Below are 13,738 nucleotides of genomic sequence, written 5' to 3' on the forward strand. Positions count from 1 at the left end.
GGTTACCGACGTAACCACAACCTACTGCGTGGGCACACTATGGCAGGCGCTTCGGAACTGGACAATTCTGAGACACGCCTCCACGAGGATCTGCTCGACCTCGTCCAGCGGGCGCCCCTCCCGCTCCGCCGTGGCCACCGCCGCCGCCGTGAGCTGCACGGTCATCGCCTGCGCCGGGATTTCGAGCCGCCCCCACGGGTCGCCGGACGGCGGGACGGCGATCCCGCCCGCGGCGCGGTAGGCCGCCAGGAAGCGGTGCCATACCGCCGGTTCGAGCAGGCCGGCGGCGAACCAGGCGGCCGGCCGCGCCAGGTCCCACGCCGGGTCGCCGAGGCCCAGGTCGTCGACGTCGATGAGGATCCACTCCTCGGGCGCGCGGACCAGCTGGCCCATGTGCCAGTCACCGTGGGCGAGGGTGCCGGGGGCATCCCCGCCGGTGGGGCCGGGCTCGGGCAGGGTGGCGAAGGCGCGGCGCACGGCCGATCCGGCGGCGGAGTCGCCGTCCAGCCGGGCCACGGTCGAGGCCACGCGCGCGGGGCCGCCCGCCGCCCGCAGCGGGGGGAGGTCACCGGCCGGTACGGCGTGCAGCCGGGCCAGCAGCCGGGCGGACTCCTCCCAGGGGGCCGCGTCCGGGTCGGCGTGGTCGACCGGAGTCCCGGCCGGCCAGACGGTGACCAGCCGGTCCGCGACGGTCATGACCTCCTCGGTCACCGGCTGCAGCATGATCCCGCGCAGGGACGGGTGCGCGGTGGCGCGCACCCGCTCGGCCAGCGCCTCCGGCTCAGCCCCGGGGGAGTGCGCCTTGACCACCACGGGACCGGCCCGCAGGATGACCACGTCCGGTCTGGTCGGTAACACGGTGCCGGGGGTGCCGCCGTACCGGAGTCCGATCCGGTTCAGCCCGTCGATCAGATCGTCGCTGTCCATCCGGTAAGTGAACCACCGAGTCCGCCCGGCGCGTGAACCGGTGATCCACGGTGCCGCCGCGGGCCGCGTAGGGTGCGGGACATGAGGATCGGATTCGCGGTGCCGGTGTCGGGGTCGTGGGCGACGCCGGCCAACATGGTGCGCGTCGCCCGCCGGGCCGAGGAGCTCGGATACCACGAGGTGTGGACCTTCCAGCGCCTGCTCTACCCGCGTGGTCATCCGATGGGCCCGGTCTACCGCAGCGTGCACGACCCGGTGGTCACGCTGTCGTACCTGGCGGGGGTGACCGGCCGCATTCGGCTCGGCGTGGCCGTGCTCAACATGCCGTTCGTCTCTCCCGCGCTCATGGCCAAGCAACTGGCGAGCCTGCAGGCGGTCTCCGGCGGGCGGCTGGACGCCGGGCTGGGGCTCGGCTGGCTGCCGGAGGAGTTCGCCGCCTCGGGGGTGTCGCCGGAGCGGCGCGGGAGGCGCGCGGAGGAGTTCATCCACCTGCTGCGGCGCCTGTGGTCGGAGGAGACCGTGGAGCACCGGGGCGAGTTCTACCAGCTGCCGCCCGTGCACCAGGATCCCAAGCCGCTCTCCCCGCCGCCGATCCTGCTCGGCGGGTCGGCGGAGGTCGCGCTGCGCCGCGCGGGGCGGCTGGCGGACGGCTGGATCAGCTCCAGCCGCGAGGACCTCGAGCGGATCGAAGAAAAAATCTACATTGTAAAGGAAGCGGCCGAGGGGGCCGGGCGCGATCCCGGGGCGCTGCGGTTCGTCACCCGGGGCGTCACCCGGATCCGCCCGCCGGGGGCGGCCGGGCGCTCCCCGCTGACCGGCTCGTTCGAGGAGATCCGGCGGGACGTGGACGCGCTCGCGGCCAAGGGGGTCACCGACGTCTTCCACGACCTCAACTTCGACCCGGAGATCGGCTCGCCCGACGCCGACCCCGAGGAGTCGATGCGCCGGGCGGAGGAGGCCCTGGAAGCGCTCGCGCCGTGACCAAGCGTTTGGTTCGATAGGTGCATGAGGGAACGGGAGATAGCGGATCGTCTGGAGATCGGCGAGTTACTCGCCCGGTACGCCTACGCGGTGGACACCGGAGACTGGGAGCGGCTCGATCTCGTCTTCACCCCTGACGCGGTGATCGACTACACCTCGGCCGGCGGTATCCGGGGCACGCGGGACGAGGCGCGGCGGTGGCTGGCCGAGGTGCTGCCGACCTGGCCGGGGCGCCAGCACCTGATCGGGGCGATGAGCGTCAGGTTCGACGGGGACGAGGCGGCGGTCACGGCCTCGTTCACTGACACGCTCTCGCCGTCGAGGGACATGGTCGCCGCCGACGCCGCCGGGCTCATCCGGGGCGGTGGGTGGTATCACCACCGGCTGGTCCGCACGATGTACGGCTGGCGGAGCAGGGAGCTGATCGAGGAGCAGACCTGGCGCACAGTGCAGTAGCCGGCGGGTTGGTGTCCGAATAGTCCCACTGAAAGTGGCATGCGAAGGAACGAAGATCTTGCGGGGTGTATAGGTTTATCTGGGCAGTTCGGTATGTGTGGGGCTAAGGCGCGGTGTTCATCCGATACCTGTCATCCTTGTCCCGTACCTGGCGGGCTTCATGACGGGAGAACGGTGGACGTGCGCAAGCCGATCGAATGCTGGTTGTCGGACATGGACGGCGTGCTCGTCCACGAAGGACACCCGGTTCCCGGTGCCGACGAGTTCATCCGCCGCCTGCGCGAGTCCGGCAGGCGGTTCCTGGTGCTCACCAACAACTCGATCTACACCCCGCGCGACCTGGCCGTCCGGCTGCGCGCGGCCGGCCTGGAGATCCCGCCGGAGTCGATCTGGACCTCGGCGCTGGCGACGGCCAGGTTCCTCGACGGCCAGCGCCCCGGCGGCTCGGCGTACGCGATCGGCGAGGCGGGCCTGACCACCGCGCTGCACGAGGTGGGGTACGTGCTGACCGACATCGACCCGGACTACGTGGTCCTCGGTGAGACCCGCACCTACAGCTTCACCCAGATCACCCGCGCCATCCGCCTGATCGAGGGCGGCGCCCGGTTCATCGCCACCAACCCCGACCCGGTCGGGCCGTCGAACGAGGGGTCGCTGCCCGCGTGCGGTGCGGTCGCGGCGATGATCACCAAGGCGACCGGGGTGGAACCCTACTTCGTGGGCAAGCCCAACCCGATGATGATGCGCAGCGCGCTGCGCGCCATCGACGGGCACAGTGAGAGCACCGCCATGATCGGCGACCGGATGGACACCGACATCGTCTCCGGCATGGAGGCGGGGCTCCACACGATCCTGGTGCTGAGCGGGGTCGTGAGCAAGGACCAGGTCGACCGCTATCCGTTCCGCCCGTCCCAGGTGGTCGACTCGGTCGCCGATCTCATCCCGATGATCGACGGCGATATCTGACGCGAGCTGTCAGGTACGGCTGCCAGGCTGTCGGCATGACGCGTATCTACCTTGAGATCGGTGTGAGGAAGGTCTTCGCCTGCTCCGTGGAGTGGCCCGGATGGTGCCGGATCGGCAGGTCGGAGGAGGAGGCGCTGGACGCCCTGGAGGCCTACGCGCCCCGCTACCGGGTGGTGGCCGAGCGGGCCGGCCTGGTGTTCGAGCCGGGCGACCCGGTGGTGGTCGAACGGGCGAAGGGCGGCAGTACGACCGACTTCGGGGCCATCGAGGCGATCCCGGAGCTGGACGCCGAGCCGGTGGGGGAGGCCGAGGCGGGCCGGACCGTGGCCCTGGTCAGGGCGGCGTGGGAGCTGTTCGGCGAGGCCGCCGCGGTCTCGCCGGAGGAGCTGCGCAAGGGCCCGCGCGGCGGCGGCAGGGACCGCGACAAGATGGTCGCCCACGTGGTCGAGGCCGAACGGGCGTACGCCCGCAAGGTCGGCGTCCGTCACCGGCCCTTCCGGGACGCGTCCGGCCTGGCGGCGATGCGCGCCGAACTGGCCGGGGTGCTCGCCCGCCCGTCCGGGGGCGAGCCGGTCGTCGAGGGCGGCTGGCCGGCCCGCTACGCCGCGCGCCGCATCGCCTGGCACGTCGTCGACCACCTGTGGGAGATGGAGGACCGCCGCACCTGATCCCGGGCGGAATCGCGCGGGACGGGTCTCCCCGGCACCTAGCGGGTGGCGCCCTGGTGGTCGTGCTTGAGGCAGGTGAGGAAGAAGTCCTGGACATCCTCGGAGAACAGCTCCGGCACCTCCATCGCGGCGAAGTGGCCGCCGCGCTCGAACTCCGACCAGTGCCTGATGTCGTACAGCCGCTCGGCCAGCGGTCGCACCGACTGCGTGATGTCGTGCGCGAACACCGCCACGCCGACCGGTACCGGGCACGGCTCGGTCCCCCGCGGGGTGTCGTGGTGCAGCCGCGCAGAGGAAGCCGCGGTGGCGGTCAGCCAGTACAGCGAGACGTCGGTGAGCATCCGCTCGTCACTGATGTGCGAGCGGGGGTCGGTCCAATGCGCGAAGCGCTCGGCGATCCAGACCAGCTGGCCGACCGGCGAGTCGGTCAGCGCGTAGCCGATGGTCTGGGGGGTGAGGGCCTGCAGAGCCTGGTACGGCGGACGGTTCGCCATCAGCTGCCTGACCTTGTCCAACCGGGCCTCGTCCGTTTCGGACAGCTCGAGGTCGGCGTCCGGGACAGGCCGGGTCGGGAGGTAGTTGACGTGCACCCCGACGACCCGCTCGGGTGCCACTGCGCCGAGCGCCAGGGAGATGCCCGCGCCGAAGTCGCCGCCCTGCGCGCCGTAGCGCTCATACCCAAGACGGCGCATCAGCTCGGCCCAGGCCCGCGCGATCCGGACGATGTCCCAGCCGCGCTCGTGGGTCGGCCCGGAGAAGCCGTACCCCGGGATGGATGGGATCACCAGATGGAACTCGCGTGACAGCGGCTCGATGACGTCGAGGAACTCCAGGAACGAGCCGGGCCAGCCGTGGGTGAGGATCAGCGCGAGCGCGTCCGGCTTCACGGACCGGACGTGGACGAAGTGGATGTTCTGGCCCTCGATCTCGGTGGTGAAGTGCGGGAGCCCGTTGAGCTCGGCCTCGTGCTCGCGCCAGTCGTACCCGGTCCGCCAGTGTTCGGCGAGCTCCTTGAGCCGCGCCAGCGGGAAGCCGTAGTCCCACCCGGCGTCGGCGACCTCGTTGGGCCAGCGGGTGCGGGCGAGCCGGTCGGCCAGGTCGTCGAGGTCGGCCTGGGGGATGTCGATGCGGAACGGCTTGATCATGGCCTCAGCTCCGGGAGTATTCATTCGTCAACATAATGTTAGGGACGCTAACGTTTGTTCCGTGAACGATAGCACAATCATTAGTGCGCCAAACGATTCGTTAGACTTGTCACATGGAGAACCCGTCCGAGGAGACGCCCGCCCGGTGGGAGGGCCTGCCCAGCTGGCTGCTCGGCCAGACCGCCAACCACGCGCACCGCCTGGTGGGCGACGGGTTCTCATCCGTCGGCGGCCGCGGCTACCACTACCGCCTGCTGGCGACGCTGGAGGAGTCCGGCCCGGCCAGCCAGGCCGCGCTGGGCCGCCGTAGTGGCATTCACCTCAGCGACATGGTCGCGACGATCAACGAACTCGCCGATCGCGGACTGGTCGAGCGCGCCCCGGACCCCTCCGACCGGCGGCGCAACATCATCTCGCTGACCTCAGCGGGCAGGCGGCAGCTGCGGCGATTGGAGGAGCGGCTGGCCGAATGCCAGGACGAACTGCTGGTTCCGTTGTCACCCGAGGAGCGACAGCAGTTGACCGAGCTGCTGTCCAGGCTGTTGGATCACCACAACCGGCGAACCGGCACCCCTGAAGAGCCGTGGCGCTGACTGGGAACACGCGGATGTCAAGGCCCGTCCCGCCGCCCGACGGGGGTCGGATCTCGTCGTCGTCCTCGGCGGCGTCCGGGCCGCGGATGGCGCCGGGGGCGAGGTCGGGCAGGAGGAAGCTGTAGGCGCCGTGGACATCCGTCCCACTTCGGGCCTGACAGTCCGGGCCCTGGCCTCGTATTGTCGACGGATCAAAGACTCAGGACACTAGGGCTGGTCCCGGCGCAGGCGCTTGAGCTCGGAGCGGTGTTTCTTGGCGGCGATCCGCCGCTCGACGGCGCCCCTGCTGGGCTTGGTCGGCCGGCGTTTCCTGGGCGGCGGAGCGATGGCCTCGCGCAGGATCTGGGCCAGGCGCATTCCGGCGGCCTCGCGGTTGCGCAACTGGGAGCGGAACTCCGAGGCGGCGATGGTGATCACCCCGTCGACCAGGCGGGGGCCGAGGCGTTCGAGGGCGCGGGCTCTGAGGGCCGGGCCGAGCGCCTCGGTGGCGGCCAGGTCGAAGCTCAGCTCCACCCGGCTGTCGGTGGTGTTGACCCCCTGCCCGCCGGGTCCCGACGAGCGGGAGAAACGCCAGCCGAGCTCGGCCTCGGGAATGGAGATCGAGCCGCTGATCCGGAGCGGGCCGGGCATGATCGTGGTGTCCTTCGCGTGGGAGGGGCGCTCTGGTCGGGCGCGGTCTCAGGGTAGCGAGCGGGTACGGGCATTGATCAAATGGTTTATGCCCGTTTGGTGGGCGTTGATGAGTTCTGCGTCGCCGGGGTTTCCGCCGGTTCCGCCGTGGCCTTGTGGCACCGGGCTTCATCCGCCACAGTGGCTCGGGGCGGGCCGCGGGCGCCCGCGACGCAGGCGCATCCGTAAACCGGGAGGCGGGGGAGCATGGGCGCGATCGTGGGCGTGCACGGGATCGGGAAGTACCGGTACTACCGCGACGCCGGGAACTCGGTCACCGGCGCGGCCGCCGCGATGCGCGACAAGTGGGACCGCTACCTGCACCGGGGGCTGACCGGCGGCAGGTCCCACACCGGGGAGCGCTACATCGCCGAGATCGCCTACTACGCCCATCTGCTCGGCGAGCGCAAGGACGACTCCCCGCGCGCGGTGCAGGCCATGGACGCGGGCGCGCAGGAGGTCTTCGTCGCCTGGGCCAGGCAGCTCGACACGGTGGGGGAGGGGCTGACCGGGGCCCTGCACCGGGTGACCGGCTGGCTCCTCGACCGCCTGGACGCGGGCGCCGCCGGCTTCGCCGGGTTCTTCTGCCCCGAGGTCGCCGCGTACATGGCGGCCGGAAGCGACGCCCGCGCGAGGTGCCGGGCCGCCGTGGCGGAGGTGATCCGGCGCAACCGGCCGAAGGTGGTCATCGCGCACTCGCTGGGCAGCGTGGTGACGTACGAGACGCTGTGGGCCCACCCCGATCTGGAGGCGGACCTGCTGATCACCCTCGGCAGCCCGCTCGGCATGCGCAATGTGATCTTCGAGCGTCTGGTGCCCGCCCCGGTCGGCGGCCGGGGCGGGCGGCCTCCCGGGGTCCGGCGCTGGGTCAACATCGCCGACAAGGACGACATCGCGGCCATCCCGCCGAACCTGCGCGGCTGCTTCACCGGTGTCGACCAGGAGGCGCTCGTCGACCTCGACTGGATCGACTTCCACACGGCCGAGAAGTATCTGGGCTGCGGTGCCCTCACCCCCCATCTCACGCCGTACCTGAGCTGACGGCCGGGGGCACGCCTTCCGCCGGGGCCGGGCCCCCGGCCCGGCGGTGGCCGTGTGGTGGCCGTGCGGTGCTGTGCCGTGCTGTGCGGTGCGGTGTCGTGTGGTGGCCGTATGGCGCCGTGTGGTGGCCGTGCGGCGCCGCGTGGTCCCCGTTCCCTGCCCGGTCCGGCGTGTCCTGCCGGTCCGGGCCTCGCTCCGGCCCGCCCGCCGGGCGGCCACCGTGCGGAGGGCGGTCCTTCGCCGGGATGTCGTCCGCCGGTCGGGTGGTGTTCAATCACGGTGGGTAATGCGCTTGCCCGTGCAGCGGTTGTTCACCCCGCCTTGATGCGCAGGCTACGACGGGGAAAGCTCGGACGGCTGCACTGTCGGTGTGGAGCAGACGCCGTCACGCAGAGTGTTCCTTTCCGCTGCCGCCGCCGGTGCGGGCGGTCTGTTGCTGACCGGGGCGGGGCTCGGCCCGAGCAGGACCCTGGCCCGCGACCCGTTCACCCTCGGCATCGCCTCCGGTGACCCGTCCGGGGACGGGGTGGTGCTGTGGACCCGCCTCGCCCTCGACCCGCTCGGGCTGAACGGCCGGGGCGGGATGCCGGTCCGGGACGTGGAGGTCCAGTGGCAGCTCGCCACCGACGAACGGTTCGCCACGGTGGTCCGCAGGGGCACCGAGACCGCGCGCTGGAAGCGGGCGCACAGCGTCCACGTCGAGCTGGAGGGGCTGGAGCCGGGCCGGGAGTACTTCTACCGCTTCCGCGCCGAAGGCCACCTGTCGCCGGTCGGCCGCACCCGCACCGCGCCGGCCGCGCTGTCCCCGCTGACCTTCGCCGTCGCCGCCTGCGCCCACTACGAGCACGGTTACTACACGGCGTACCGGAGGCTGGCCGAGCAGGAGCCCGACCTGGTCGTGCACCTGGGCGACTACATCTACGAGTACGCGCCCCGGGGGTACACCGCGCCGGGCGGCAGCGTCCGCCGGCACACCTGGGGGAAGTGCGCCACGCTGGCCGACTACCGGATGCGGCACGCGCAGTACAAGAGCGACGCGGACCTGCAGGCGGCGCACGCGGTCGCGCCGTGGCTGGTCGCCTTCGACGACCACGAGATCGAGAACAACTGGGCCGGCGACGTCTCCAGCACCGGCGCGCCGTCCTTCGCCCGGCGCAGGGCCAACGCCTTCCAGGCCTACTACGAGAACATGCCGCTGCGCCGCTCCAGCGTGCCCGGCGGGACCTCGATGCGGGTCCACCGGCGGGTGGACTGGGGGCCGCTGGCCCGTTTCCACCTGCTCGACACCCGGCAGTTCCGTGACGACCAGGCGTGCGAGGACGGGATCAGGGCGGGCTGCGACGACCGTCTCGACAGCGGGCGGACCCTGCTGGGGGAGGACCAGCGGGGCTGGCTGCTCGACGGGCTCGCCCGGTCCGACGCCCGCTGGAACCTGGTCGGCCAGCAGATCCTGATGGCCCAGCGCGACGCCAAGGCCGGTCCGGGTACCGAGGTCAACATGGACTCCTGGGACGGCTACGCCGCCGAGCGCACTCGCCTGCTCACCGGGTTCCGCGACTCCGGCGCGGCCAACCCGGTCGTGCTGACCGGTGACGCGCACATGCACCACGCCGCCGACCTCAAGCTCGACTTCGACGACCCCGACTCGCCCCGGGTGGCGGTGGAGCTGGTCACCTCGTCGATCGCCAGCGACGGTGACGGCTACCGGGACGAGGCGCGTGTCGCCGAGACGATCGCGGAGAACCCGCACATCTCCTATCTCGACCAGCGTCGCGGCTACCTGGTCTGCCGCCTCGACACCGAGGAACTGCGGGCCGACTTCCGGACGCTGGACTACATCAGCCGCCGTGGCGCCCCGGCGAAGACGGGCGCCAGGTTCACCATCCCCGCCGGCCAGTCGGCTCTGACCTGAACCGCAGAGGAATTTCGCGATAGTTGTTGGATGATGCGGCTTATGAGTCCTTTCGCCATGAGGCTCACCGCCGCGGCCGTCGCCGCCGCGATGGGCGGCACCGTCCTCGTCCAGAATCCCACCCCGGCCGCCGCGACCGCGCCCCTCGCGGCGGTCGCGTCCCCCGCCGGGGCGGCGACCCCCGCCGCGGCCGGGTCCGCCGTCCGGACCGCGGCCCCCGCCGACTTCCGCTACGAGATCTCCTTCCCCAAGCACGTCCGCCGCGGTCAGTCCCTCGTCTTCACCGTCAAGATCCGTAACCGCAAGGCCCGCGGCCAGCACTACGTGGCGCTCGTCGGCGACTTCCCCGGTCGCTTCCGCAAGATCAAGGTCGTCTCCAAGCCGCGCAGCGTGAAGTGCGGGGTCAAGCGCCTCGACCTGTCGTGCTGGATCACCTCCCTGGACCGGGGTGACTCGACGACGGTGCGGGTCCGTGCCTGGGCCGGCTCCCGTCGTGGCACGGCCACCGTCCGGTTCGGCGCGATCGTCACCGACGACCCGAAGGCCGACTTCCGCAAGCTCGCCAAGGAGGCCCGCCCCACCATCAAGGCCAGCACGCGGATCCGCTAGTGGCACTTCGTCGGGTTGACTTGATCCTGGGTATCGGGTTCGGCATGCCGCTCCCGTGGACTTGGGGGAGATCGAGTGGCTGCGGGGTGAGCGGTCGCGTTCGTGGCCGAGGAGTGGGACGACGACGCCGAGCGCCGTGCCGGGACCGGGATGCCGGATGAGGTCAGACACCGGGAGAAGTGGCGGCCGGCCGTTGATCTGATCGGCGAGGCGATCGGCCGGGGCCTGGCCCCGCAGGCACGCGACGGCCCAGAGCGGGCTGCTCGGTGGTGGTAAGCGATCAGTGGCCCGGTGGCGGAGCCGGCCGATCGTCTCAGGGATGCTTGCCCGCGCCCCGCAGAGCGGAGGACATGTTCGAGAGCGCTGCTCTTGAAATCGCCAATCCCTGATGAGAGCATTGCTCTCGAAATGAAGCAAAGCTCATTCTCTGGAGCAGAGCTCATCCCCTGTTGTTCGGAGTCCCCTCATGAACCGTGTCCGGCTTGCCGCCCTGTCTTTCGCCGTCGGCGGGATCCTCTTCCTGCTCTACCAGTCCGTCCGGCCCTACGCCGACGAGACCGCCCTGGAGGGGGCCGCAGCCATGGCCTCCCCCGCATGGGTGACCGCCCATCTGGCCGCATCGGCGGGGTTCATCCTTGCCACATTGGGACTACTCGGCCTGCACCTGGCGCTCGGCGCGCGCCTCACCCTTCCCGGGGCGGTTGTGGCGTGGATCGGCGCAGGGCTGGCGCTGCCCTACTATGGCGCCGAGACGTTCGGGCTCAACGTGATCGGCGCGCGCGCCGTACGGGACCAGGACGCCACCCTGCTGGAGCTGGCCGAGCAGTTCCGCTTCGCGCCCGTGGCGGTCACCATGTTCTTGATCGGCCTGGCGCTGCTCGCGATCGGCGTCATCACGGCCGCGGTGGGGGTCTGGCGCTCCGGCGCCCTTCAGCGGTGGAGCGGCGTCCCACTGTCGGTTGGGTTCGCCCTGTTCATCCCGCAGTTTTACGGTACGCCCGCGCTCCGCATCACCCATGGCGCGCTGCTCGCCGTGGGCGGGCTCTGGATGGCGTACAACCTGTGGCGGACGGGGGCCGGGATCAGCCGGCCTTGATGGCCCCGACCGCGACGAGGAGCACCTGGGCCAGGGCTGCGTGCCGGTCGGAGTGGGCCGATCACCTTGCCCGAGGCCGCGTCCCGGGCGGCGAACAGCGTCGTGGTCCCCGAGCGGACGTACTCCCCGCCGCTCCGGCCCGCGGCTCAGTTGATCTTCGCCAGCAGGGCTTGGCAGGCCTCGGCGCAGGCCCGGCAGGTCTCGGCGCAGATCCGGCAGTGCTCGTGCATGCCGGCGTGCCGGGCGCATTCGTCGGCGCACGAGGTGCACGCCTGGATGCACGACTGCAGTTGGGCGCGGGTGATGTTGGCGTCGTAGCCGGTGTGGCGCGACAGTACCCGGGCCGTGGTGGCGCAGATGTCGGCGCAGTCCAGGTCGGTGCGGATGCACTTGCGCAGGCCGTCGACCTGCTGCTCGCTCAGGCAGGCGTCCGCGCAGGCGGTGCAGGTCTGGGCGCAGTCGATCAGCGCCTGCACCGCGTCGGCGATCAGGCCGCGATCGAGGTTGATGTCCGCCGGATAGGTGTCGATCATTTCGCGGACCGGCATCGTGGACTCCTCTCGTCCGCTGGAGTCGGACATCCCGCTGGTACCCGGATCGCGAAGGAGCGATATCGGCGGCCCGGGAAATGGTTTCTCAAATTCGACGGCGCCTGTCCCGGCCCCGGCCCCGGCCTCCGCCCCCCGCCCCGGGGGGGGGCCCCGGGGGGCCCGGGGCCGGGGGCCGCGGCGGCGCGCAGCTTGCCCATGATGCGGCTCATCGCGTCGACCTCCTCGGGGGTCAGCACATCGTGGATGTACCGCTGTTGGAAGGAAGGAACACCCCATGACCGCGTACTGCCTGTTCGACAACGTGGAGATCAACGACCCCGGCAAGCTCGCCGAGTACGCCCGGCGGGTCCGTGCGGTCGTCGAGCAGTACCAGGGCCGGTACCTGGCCGTCGGCGGCCAGGTCGACGTGGTGGAGGGCGACCGCTCGCTGACCTATCCGGTGCTCATCGAGTTCCCCGACCTGGCCGCGGCGCACCGCTGGTACGACGCGCCCGAGTACCAGGAGCTGAAGGCACTGCGGCATTCCGCCGTGCGGGCCAACGCGATCTTCTTCGAGACGGCGCCCTCGGAGCTGCTCGCGAGCTAGCGCCCCCCGCCCGGCCGGACGGGGGCCCGGCCGGACGAGGGTCAGCGGGCGAGGGCGTAGCGGTCAGCGGGCGAGGGCGTAGCCGAAGAGGGTGCCTTCCCGCGCGGTGGCCAGGGTCTTCGCCGTCGACGGCCGCACACCCGGGTACGAGCCCTTCCTGACGGACGTCCGCAGAAGAGTGAGTCTGCCGTCGCCGGGGGCGGCGACGACCAGCCCGCGGCCGGCGACCGTGGCGAGCGCCCCGCCGAAGTGGCCGCCCTTCCCGGTGAACAGCAGGTTGTGGTTCTTCGTCAGGCCGCCGGACCGGGTGCCGGCGAGCACCTGCACCGCGTTCTCACCCGGCACGCCGATCACCAGCTCGTCGTCCCCGTCGCCGTTGAGGTCCCCGGCGGCCAGGGCGGCGCCGAACCGGTCGAAGTAGCGCGGCTCGCCCTTGAGCGCCCGCTGCGACCAGGCCTCCGAGGTCGCCGTCCGCAGCCCGCCGCGGGAGCCGTACACCACGTCCACCGTGCCGTCGCCGTACTCCATCGCCCGCTGGTTGTCGGTCAGGCCCTCGCCCGGCACCCCGATCGCCAGGTCGTCGCGGCCGTCGGCGTTGAAGTCGCCGGTGGCCAGGGCGCCGCCGAAGGAGTCCCACGCCTCGGCGCGCCCGGTGATCCACGGGCTGTCCTGGGTGAGCAGGGCGGCCTTCCTGCGGCGGACGTCGAGCACGGTGACCGAGCCCTGGCCGTTCTTCAGGATCGTGTCCGCGGGCGCGCCGGCGGCGATCTCGGCGCGGCCGTCGCCGTCGAAGTCCCCGGTGGCGAGCACCGCGCCGAACTGGTCGGTCTCCCGCTCGTTCTGGCCGACCCAGCCGGTCTCCTGCGTGACCATGTACGGTCTGCGCCCCTTGAGCCCGTACACCCCGACCGCGCCGCCGCGCAGCCCCGGGGCACCGATCACCAGTTCGTCGTCGCCGTCCCCGTCCAGGTCGCCGGCGGCCAGCGCGGCGCCGAACCGGGCCGGCCCGCGCTTGCGGCCCAGGTCCCCGGCGTCGATCGTCCTGCCGGGGCGCAGGCCGTCCGGGGAGCCGTGGAACAGCTGCACGATCCCGTCGCCGTCGGCGCCGACCCGGGAGCGGTCCTCCTCGGAGACGCCCACGGCCAGGTCCGCGCAGCCGTCGCCGTCGAAGTCACCGGCCGCCAGGGCCGAGCCGAACCCGTCCCCGGTCTCGGCCTCCCCGGGCACGCCGGGGCTGTCCTGACTGAGCTGTTTCCCGGCGCGCGTGCCGTACAGCACGGTGACGGATCCCGCGCGGGCGTGACCGCCGACCCTCGTGTACGGGGCGGCGACCGCGAGATCGGCCCGCCCGTCGCCGTCGAAGTCGGAGACCCGGCCGGAGCAGGCCCGCACGGTCGTGCCCGCGGTGCTCGCCGTGCCCGCGGGACCCGCGGCACCGGGCGAACCCGTCGAGGCGGCCTCGGCGGGTGCGGCCGGGGTGAGCAGGGAGGCGAGGACGGCGGAGGCGAGGAACGCTGCTCTCATACCGGTGATGGTCG

General features: G+C 72.0%; 15 protein-coding genes and 1 pseudogene. 11 read left to right on the forward strand and 5 right to left on the reverse strand.

Annotation, left to right across the window (positions count from 1 at the left end; all coding sequences use genetic code 11):
* Positions 1–21: 21 nt before the first annotated feature.
* Positions 22–927 carry a phosphotransferase family protein gene (locus ABD841_RS06600; protein ID WP_344968888.1) on the reverse strand — a complete coding sequence of 302 codons (906 nt, stop codon included), beginning with the start codon at positions 925–927 and terminating at the stop codon, positions 22–24.
* Positions 928–1,008: 81 nt separating this feature from the next.
* Between ABD841_RS06600 and ABD841_RS06605 the strand changes: the two genes are divergently transcribed.
* The 4 genes from ABD841_RS06605 to ABD841_RS06620 all read left to right on the forward strand — a co-directional run bounded on the left by ABD841_RS06605 (position 1,009) and on the right by ABD841_RS06620 (position 3,998).
* On the forward strand, positions 1,009–1,908 hold the full coding sequence (locus ABD841_RS06605; protein WP_344968890.1) for a TIGR03619 family F420-dependent LLM class oxidoreductase: 900 nt from the start codon (positions 1,009–1,011) through the stop codon (positions 1,906–1,908).
* A 24-nt stretch (positions 1,909–1,932) separates the two neighbouring features.
* Positions 1,933–2,364, forward strand: a complete 432-nt coding sequence (locus tag ABD841_RS06610) for a nuclear transport factor 2 family protein (protein ID WP_344968891.1) — start codon at positions 1,933–1,935, stop codon at positions 2,362–2,364.
* A 174-nt stretch (positions 2,365–2,538) separates the two neighbouring features.
* A complete protein-coding gene (locus tag ABD841_RS06615) occupies positions 2,539–3,330 on the forward strand; it encodes an HAD-IIA family hydrolase (RefSeq protein ID WP_344968893.1) in 792 nt (263 codons plus the stop codon).
* A 35-nt stretch (positions 3,331–3,365) separates the two neighbouring features.
* Complete coding sequence (locus ABD841_RS06620; RefSeq protein WP_344968894.1) at positions 3,366–3,998, forward strand: hypothetical protein; 633 nt, start codon at positions 3,366–3,368, stop codon at positions 3,996–3,998.
* 38 nt (positions 3,999–4,036) lie between these two features.
* Here ABD841_RS06620 and ABD841_RS06625 read toward each other — a convergent pair whose 3' ends face one another.
* Positions 4,037–5,143, reverse strand: coding sequence for an epoxide hydrolase family protein (locus tag ABD841_RS06625; RefSeq protein ID WP_344968896.1), 1,107 nt, complete (start codon positions 5,141–5,143; stop codon positions 4,037–4,039).
* 113 nt (positions 5,144–5,256) lie between these two features.
* Here ABD841_RS06625 and ABD841_RS06630 point away from each other — a divergent pair, with 113 nt between their 5' ends.
* Complete coding sequence (locus tag ABD841_RS06630) at positions 5,257–5,736, forward strand: MarR family winged helix-turn-helix transcriptional regulator (protein ID WP_344968897.1); 480 nt, start codon at positions 5,257–5,259, stop codon at positions 5,734–5,736.
* 207 nt (positions 5,737–5,943) lie between these two features.
* Here the strand turns inward: ABD841_RS06630 and arfB are convergent.
* A pseudogene (arfB, locus tag ABD841_RS06635) lies at positions 5,944–6,336 on the reverse strand (alternative ribosome rescue aminoacyl-tRNA hydrolase ArfB); the annotation flags it as partial.
* A 276-nt stretch (positions 6,337–6,612) separates the two neighbouring features.
* Between arfB and ABD841_RS06640 the strand changes: the two are divergent.
* The 5 genes from ABD841_RS06640 (at position 6,613) to ABD841_RS06660 (ending at position 11,063) form a co-directional block, all read left to right on the forward strand.
* Complete coding sequence (locus ABD841_RS06640; RefSeq protein WP_344968901.1) at positions 6,613–7,446, forward strand: hypothetical protein; 834 nt, start codon at positions 6,613–6,615, stop codon at positions 7,444–7,446.
* Positions 7,447–7,840: 394 nt separating this feature from the next.
* A complete protein-coding gene (locus tag ABD841_RS06645) occupies positions 7,841–9,358 on the forward strand; it encodes an alkaline phosphatase D family protein (RefSeq protein ID WP_344968902.1) in 1,518 nt (505 codons plus the stop codon).
* A gap of 42 nt (positions 9,359–9,400) precedes the next feature.
* On the forward strand, positions 9,401–9,967 hold the full coding sequence (locus ABD841_RS06650) for a hypothetical protein (protein ID WP_344968904.1): 567 nt from the start codon (positions 9,401–9,403) through the stop codon (positions 9,965–9,967).
* Positions 9,968–10,069: 102 nt separating this feature from the next.
* The gene (locus tag ABD841_RS06655) at positions 10,070–10,243 is read left to right on the forward strand and encodes a transposase (protein ID WP_425581953.1); all 174 of its coding nucleotides are present in this window, start codon (positions 10,070–10,072) and stop codon (positions 10,241–10,243) included.
* A gap of 190 nt (positions 10,244–10,433) precedes the next feature.
* Positions 10,434–11,063 (forward strand): hypothetical protein, encoded by a 630-nt coding sequence (locus tag ABD841_RS06660; RefSeq protein WP_344968905.1) that lies wholly within the window; start codon positions 10,434–10,436, stop codon positions 11,061–11,063.
* A gap of 146 nt (positions 11,064–11,209) precedes the next feature.
* On the opposite strand, the gene ABD841_RS06665 is transcribed toward ABD841_RS06660, so the two are convergent.
* Entirely contained in the window at positions 11,210–11,611 is a 402-nt protein-coding gene (locus tag ABD841_RS06665; RefSeq protein ID WP_344968907.1) for a four-helix bundle copper-binding protein, read from the reverse strand.
* Positions 11,612–11,888: 277 nt separating this feature from the next.
* On the opposite strand from ABD841_RS06665, the gene ABD841_RS06670 reads away from it, so the two are divergent.
* The gene (locus ABD841_RS06670; protein WP_344968909.1) at positions 11,889–12,200 is read left to right on the forward strand and encodes a DUF1330 domain-containing protein; all 312 of its coding nucleotides are present in this window, start codon (positions 11,889–11,891) and stop codon (positions 12,198–12,200) included.
* Positions 12,201–12,263: 63 nt separating this feature from the next.
* On the opposite strand, the gene ABD841_RS06675 is transcribed toward ABD841_RS06670, so the two are convergent.
* On the reverse strand, positions 12,264–13,724 hold the full coding sequence (locus ABD841_RS06675; RefSeq protein WP_344968910.1) for an FG-GAP-like repeat-containing protein: 1,461 nt from the start codon (positions 13,722–13,724) through the stop codon (positions 12,264–12,266).
* Positions 13,725–13,738 lie beyond the last annotated feature (14 nt).

It is taken from the genome of Streptosporangium fragile, from assembly GCF_039534445.1.
Classification (GTDB): Bacteria; Actinomycetota; Actinomycetes; order Streptosporangiales; family Streptosporangiaceae; genus Streptosporangium; species Streptosporangium fragile.

Bases quoted from the DNA above. Each gene is read 5' to 3' on its own strand.
- ABD841_RS06600 (WP_344968888.1), bottom strand. From the start codon at position 927: ATGGACAGCGACGATCTGATCGACGGGCTGAACCGGATCGGACTCCGG.
- ABD841_RS06605 (WP_344968890.1), top strand. From the start codon at position 1,009: ATGAGGATCGGATTCGCGGTGCCGGTGTCGGGGTCGTGGGCGACGCCG.
- ABD841_RS06610 (WP_344968891.1), top strand. From the start codon at position 1,933: ATGAGGGAACGGGAGATAGCGGATCGTCTGGAGATCGGCGAGTTACTC.
- ABD841_RS06620 (WP_344968894.1), top strand. From the start codon at position 3,366: ATGACGCGTATCTACCTTGAGATCGGTGTGAGGAAGGTCTTCGCCTGC.
- ABD841_RS06625 (WP_344968896.1), bottom strand. From the start codon at position 5,143: ATGATCAAGCCGTTCCGCATCGACATCCCCCAGGCCGACCTCGACGAC.
- ABD841_RS06630 (WP_344968897.1), top strand. From the start codon at position 5,257: ATGGAGAACCCGTCCGAGGAGACGCCCGCCCGGTGGGAGGGCCTGCCC.
- ABD841_RS06640 (WP_344968901.1), top strand. From the start codon at position 6,613: ATGGGCGCGATCGTGGGCGTGCACGGGATCGGGAAGTACCGGTACTAC.
- ABD841_RS06650 (WP_344968904.1), top strand. From the start codon at position 9,401: ATGAGTCCTTTCGCCATGAGGCTCACCGCCGCGGCCGTCGCCGCCGCG.
- ABD841_RS06660 (WP_344968905.1), top strand. From the start codon at position 10,434: ATGAACCGTGTCCGGCTTGCCGCCCTGTCTTTCGCCGTCGGCGGGATC.
- ABD841_RS06665 (WP_344968907.1), bottom strand. From the start codon at position 11,611: ATGCCGGTCCGCGAAATGATCGACACCTATCCGGCGGACATCAACCTC.
- ABD841_RS06670 (WP_344968909.1), top strand. From the start codon at position 11,889: ATGACCGCGTACTGCCTGTTCGACAACGTGGAGATCAACGACCCCGGC.
- ABD841_RS06675 (WP_344968910.1), bottom strand. From the start codon at position 13,724: ATGAGAGCAGCGTTCCTCGCCTCCGCCGTCCTCGCCTCCCTGCTCACC.